The organism is Pedobacter agri PB92 (genome assembly GCF_000258495.1).
In the GTDB taxonomy this organism is placed as follows: Bacteria; Bacteroidota; Bacteroidia; order Sphingobacteriales; family Sphingobacteriaceae; genus Pedobacter; species Pedobacter agri.
The window spans coordinates 1-5,805 of the sequence record NZ_AJLG01000241.1 but is presented as its reverse complement, the minus strand read 5'-3'; the positions used below and the strand labels follow the sequence as shown (position 1 = coordinate 5,805).

General features: G+C 36.8%; 5 protein-coding genes. 4 read left to right on the top strand and 1 reads right to left on the bottom strand.

The genetic code is table 11. The features are described 5' to 3' along the window. The coding region (locus ON09_RS22010; RefSeq protein WP_010603235.1) for a basic secretory protein-like protein at positions 1 to 2,902 on the top strand (2,902 nt) is incomplete at its 5' end. A gap of 44 nt (positions 2,903 to 2,946) precedes the next feature. Beyond that, a complete protein-coding gene (bla, locus tag ON09_RS22005) occupies positions 2,947 to 3,804 on the top strand; it encodes a subclass B3 metallo-beta-lactamase (RefSeq protein WP_010603234.1) in 858 nt (285 codons plus the stop codon). Between the two features lie 176 nt (positions 3,805 to 3,980). Here bla and ON09_RS22000 read toward each other — a convergent pair whose 3' ends face one another. Beyond that, on the bottom strand, positions 3,981 to 4,331 hold the full coding sequence (locus ON09_RS22000) for a GIY-YIG nuclease family protein (protein ID WP_010603233.1): 351 nt from the start codon (positions 4,329 to 4,331) through the stop codon (positions 3,981 to 3,983). 134 nt (positions 4,332 to 4,465) lie between these two features. On the opposite strand from ON09_RS22000, the gene ON09_RS21995 reads away from it, so the two are divergent. Together ON09_RS21995 and ON09_RS21990 are read left to right on the top strand one after the other, a co-directional pair. After that, the gene (locus tag ON09_RS21995) at positions 4,466 to 5,242 is read left to right on the top strand and encodes an XRE family transcriptional regulator (protein ID WP_010603232.1); all 777 of its coding nucleotides are present in this window, start codon (positions 4,466 to 4,468) and stop codon (positions 5,240 to 5,242) included. Between the two features lie 78 nt (positions 5,243 to 5,320). Beyond that, complete coding sequence (locus tag ON09_RS21990; RefSeq protein ID WP_010603231.1) at positions 5,321 to 5,770, top strand: hypothetical protein; 450 nt, start codon at positions 5,321 to 5,323, stop codon at positions 5,768 to 5,770. The last annotated feature ends 35 nt before the right edge of the window (positions 5,771 to 5,805 follow it).

Below are 5,805 nucleotides of genomic sequence, written 5' to 3'. Positions count from 1 at the left end.
ATATAACAATCATCCAGATTTTCAGCAAACTACTGCCTTGCAGGGAGAAATTGGGATTGGAACCGGCGGTGTAACTGAAGCATTGAAAAACCGGGTGATCATGCCGGTTATGGAATTGAATAGTCAAACCCGCCATGTACTAGGACATGAGTTGGTTCACGCTTTTCAGTATCATATTCTATTGGAGAAAGATTCGATCAGTTTAGAAAATGTTGGCCAAACGCCACTATGGATGGTTGAAGGCATGGCTGAATATCTATCTATTGGCAAAAAAGATGCATTCACTTCCATGTGGATGCGTGATGCTATGTTGAACAGAGATATTCCATCGTTAAAAGATCTGACCAACTCCAACAAATACTTTCCATATCGCTACGGGCAGGCTTTCTGGACTTACATTGGATCGCAGTATGGAGATACAACCATTGTACCGTTATTTAAAAATACAGCCAAATACGGTTATGAAAATGCCATTAAATACACGTTCGGTTACGATGATAAGACATTATCGGGGTTATGGAAAAATTCCATTGATGCGCATTACAAGCCGATGTTAAAAGCCGATAGTTCGCAAATTAAGATTACCGGAACCAAAATCATCGATAATAAAAACGCAGGTAACATGAATGTGGCTCCTGCCTTAAGTCCTGATGGAAAGTATGTGGCCTTCATGTCTGAAAAAGATTTATTTGGTATTGATTTGTTTTTGGCTGACGCGAAAACTGGGAGAATTATCCGAAAGCTCACCAGCCAAATTTCTAATGGGCACATTGATGATTTTAATTTTATTGAATCGGCTGGTGCCTGGTCGCCGGATAGTAAGCAATTTGCATTCAGTATTTTCAGTCATGGTAAAAACCAGATGATGATTATCAATGTGGCAAATGGAAGTACCGTTTCGCAAACTGCAATGGAACAAGTACAACAATTTGGAAACTTAACCTGGTCGCCAAATGGAAAAGACATTGCGTTCTCGGGCATGGTGGAAGGACAAAGTGATATTTTTTCCTATAACTTGGATACAAAAGTGATTACGCAAATCACCAATGATGAATACTCTGATTATGCACCAAGCTTCTCTCCTGACGGAAAAAAGATTGTTTTCTCTTCAGATCGTGCCGCCATTCAAAATAAAAACATTAATGCGGTACTATCTATTAATCTGGCGATTTATGATATCGCCTCGAAAGCCGTAAGTAATTTGGATGTATTTCCAGGTGCGAATAATCTCAATGCACAGTTTTCCGCCAACAGCCAGAATATTTATTTTCTATCAAACAGAGATGGATTTAGAAACCTCTACAAATACAATTTTGCAGATAATACGGTAGATCAGTTGACCGATTATTTTACAGGTATTAGTGGTATCACCGAATTTTCACCAGCGATATCAGTATCTAATACAGATGATATTGTTTACAGCTACTATCGTTATCAGCGCTACACGCTTTACAATGCTCCGTTGAGTAGTTTCAAAGCCAAAAGAATTGGTAACCAGGAAGAAAACTTTGATGCAGCCATTTTACCACCGATGGAGAATTTCGGTGTAAATATCATCAATTCTAACTTGAACAACTTTGATAGGTTTGAAAAAATCATTGCTGATTCGATGAAAACTGTTGCTTACAGGCCGAAATTTAAGTTAGACTATTTGGCTAACAGTGGCGTAGGCGTATCTACGAGCAGGTTTGGCACAGGTGTTTCGGGCGGTATTGTTGGAATGTTCAGTGATATTTTAGGTACCAATCAAATCATCGCCAATATCTCGGTTAACGGAGAAATTTATGATGCGGGTGGTTTGGTAGGTTACATCAATCAAAAAAGCAGAATTAATTGGGGAGCCGCCATTTCGCATATTCCTTACGTATCGGGATTTAGTTCTTATGGTTACGAAAAGCTGCCCGCCGACAACAATACAAGCATTGACGCCTTGAGTGAGCGAACAGATATCATCAGAACTTTTGAAGATCAGTTGCAAATTTTCGGAGCCTACCCATTTAGTAAAAAGCACAGATTTGAACTTGGAGGAGCATTTTCTCACTATAGCTATAGGATTGACAGGTATAGTAATTATTACAACAACGCTGGTTATTACATTGGTTCAGATCGGAAACGGTTAGATAATGATCAGGCTACTTTAGATTATGGCGTACCTTTCAGGTCATTTACACTTTATCAACTTAACGCGGGCTTTGTTGGCGACAATTCGATATTTGGCTTAACCGGACCTTTAGACGGTTTTAGATACCGGGTGGCCGGAGAAAAATATTTTGGAACCTACAACTTTGCTGGTGCGACAGCAGATTTAAGAAAATACTGGAGGTTGAAGCCTGTAACCGTTGCGGCCAGATCTTATAATACTTTCAGAATTGGTAAAGATGCTGACCGCCTGTATCCAATGTACGTGGGTTATCCTTATTTAATTAGAGGTTATGAATCAAATTCAATCTACAAAACAACTTCAGCGCAATCTTCAGAATCTTTTGACATCAATCAATTAACGGGAAGTAAGATTGCTGTATTCAATTTTGAATTGAGATTACCCTTCACCGGACCTAAAAAATTGGCTGCAGTTCCATCAAAATTATTATTTAGTGATTTAAACCTATTTTTTGATGCAGGTTTGGCATGGACGAACGATACTAAAGTGAAGTTCAAAAGCGAACCAACATACACAACAGAGGTTGTTAAAGATGCAAACGGTGTTCCCGTTGTTGATAGCCAAGGAAAACAGGTTACTTATCAGGCAACCAATGAGCGTGTGCCGGCGATGAGTGTAGGTATATCGCTGCGTGTTAACGTGTTTGGTTATTTTGTATTGGAGCCGTATTATGCAATACCTTTCCAACGCAAAGATGTTAAAACTGGTGTTTTCGGTTTAACCTTCGCTCCTGGCTGGTAAGTTTTATGATATGGTTAATGCCATTGTAAATTAAAAATTATAATATGAAGAAGATTGCCTTAATAGTTCTGATGTCTTTTAGGCTGATGTCAATGGCTCAAAATGTAACTGAGCCGGTTAACAATCCAAAAGAATGGTCGCAAAAAACCGAACCATTTAGAATAGCAGGCAATCTTTATTATGTTGGCACTTATGATTTAGCTTCCTATTTAGTTGTAACGGATCAAGGTAATATTTTAATCAATACAGGATTAGCCAATTCATTGCCTATTATTAAAGAGAACATTAAAAGTTTAGGTTTTGATTATAAAGCCATCAAAATTCTGTTACTCACTCAGGCGCATTTCGATCATTTGGGCGCTATGGCTGATATTAAAAAAGAAACAGGTGCAAAACTCTTTGTTGATGAAAAAGATGCAAACGAACTCAAAACAGGTGGCAAATCTGATTATGAGCTTGGTAAATATGGTGTTACCTTTAAGCCCGTTACACCAGATCGTTTGCTTAAAGATAACGAACAAATCAAGTTAGGGAGTACGATCATTACTATGCTTCATCATCCCGGTCACACCAAAGGATCTTGCAGTTTTTTGTTTAATACAAAAGATGGAGCCTCAACCTATAAAGTTTTGATTGCTAATTTCCCTTCGGTTATTGTAGATAGAAAGTTTTCAGAGATAAAAGATTATCCAAATATTGAGCGAGATTACATTCAAACTTTTAAAGCAATGAAAAATATTGACTTCAATTTGTGGGTAGCATCACATGCCAGCCAATTCAATCTTCATGATAAACGTAAACCTGGCGCAGTTTATAATCCAAAAGTTTTCATGAATAAGAATGAATACTTTGAAAAGATTAATGAATTGGAAAAGAGTTTTCTTAAAAAAGTTTCAGAATAGTTTTTCCATCATTGCGTAATCGACTTCTCACCCATTGAAGCAATATCGTCTGTGAAATTATTTATCTGAATGGGATTGCCAGGGTCCGATGAAAAATGGAAAACCAATAACGATTTTTATAAAAACTAAATTATATCAAAGGCAATAACAAACAATGCCCAGATCATTTTATCTATTTACGACAAACTCGTAAAAGCCAACTTCACCTGGTTAGTGATATTTCTATGCAACAAAATATTCTCGAAATCTAAACCAATGGTTAAATCTATCCAATCAGGATTACAAGACCTTACCAATCTCTCCTTTTGCACCCGGGTAAAGCGGCTGATCACTTTGAATCTGGCCAGTGCTTGAGCTTCAGTTTTGAACTCCTCGAAATAAACCAAACGCGTCAATTGCTTTCCATTATCAAAAAATAAGTTTGGCATCTGCTTATAAAAATCTAATGTTTTAATTAAATCAGAACTCATGCCAACATGCATGCTTGTACGGTTTCTGTCAGTAACGATGTAAACAAACTTTTTCATAAAAAACGGATTATCGAATTAAAACTAAACTATTTAGTATATCCTCTTGCAATTCAAAATAATATTACTAACTTTATGAGCATAAAATTACTAACTATTTTAGTAATTCCAAATTTATTTTAAAATTTATTTTTATGTCGAATATTTCAAATAATTTAAAGTACCTCAGGAAGAAAAAAGGTCACACACAGCAGAATTTCGCTGATATTATGGAAATTAAGCGTTCGCTAATTGGCGCTTATGAAGAAGACCGGGCAGAACCAAAATATGAATTACTAAAAAAAATAGCAGAATATTTTGATCTAACTATAGATGAATTTATCAACGAAAAGATTAGCGACAGCTGGAAACCAAAGCCTAAAAGCTCTGGTTCGAATTTAAGAGTGCTCAGCATTTCTGTTGATCAAAATGATAAAGAGAACATTGAATTGGTACCAGTTAAAGCCAGTGCCGGTTACTTAAATGGTTTCTCCGATCCACAATATATAAGTGATCTTCCTAAATTTCAGCTTCCGTTAGCCGCATTAAGACAGGGAACTTTCCGTGCTTTTGAAATTATGGGTGATAGTATGTTACCAGTGCAACCAGGAAGTGTAATTATTGGTGAGTACCTCGACAACTGGAACGAGGTAAAAACCGGTGAAACTTATGTAGTAATAAGTAAAAACGAAGGTGTTGTGTATAAAAGAGCGGGCAATCGTTTTAAAGAAAATAAAGATTTAAAACTTATATCTGATAATAAGGTCTATGATCCTTACACCATCGCGGCTGATGACATTCTTGAAATCTGGAGAGCAAAAGCTTATATCTCTACATCACTCCCTGAACCGGCACCTGACCCAACGATGGAGACCCTAACACAGATGATGGCGCAAATGCAAAAATCTATTTCGCAGCTTAATAAAAATTAACACTTTTTAACTTATTCTGATTAAACTGTTTTGCAAAATTCATATCTATTATAAAACAAACACATAAAAAAAATAGACATGAAAAAAGCGATTTTAACAATAGCAATTGCGGTGATGGGTTTAACTGCTGCATTTGCTCAAGACTCAACAAAAAGAGTTAGAAAACCAATGCCAAAAATGACTGCCGAACAGCGGGCTGAAAAGGCAACAGCGAGATTAGAAAAAGAACTAAGTTTAACTGCTGATCAGAAAACCAAGATTTATGCAATCGAGTTAGAAAATGCCAAAAAGGTTGATGCTTTTAGATCTCAAGATCAGGCAGACAGGAAAGAAAAGATGAAAGAAGGCAGAGCAACAATGCAGGCTCAAAAAGCTAAAATCGATGCCGTATTAACAGCAGAACAAAAAACTAAACTGGAAGCAGTAAGAGCAGAAGCCAGAGAGAAGGGTGAGAAAATGAGAAAAGGAATGGGCCGAAGAGATAGAGATAAAGCTCCGATAGTTTCAAATCCGCCAGCACAAGGCTAAGAAGATATCAAAAGGTTAAATATTCGATAAAAAAA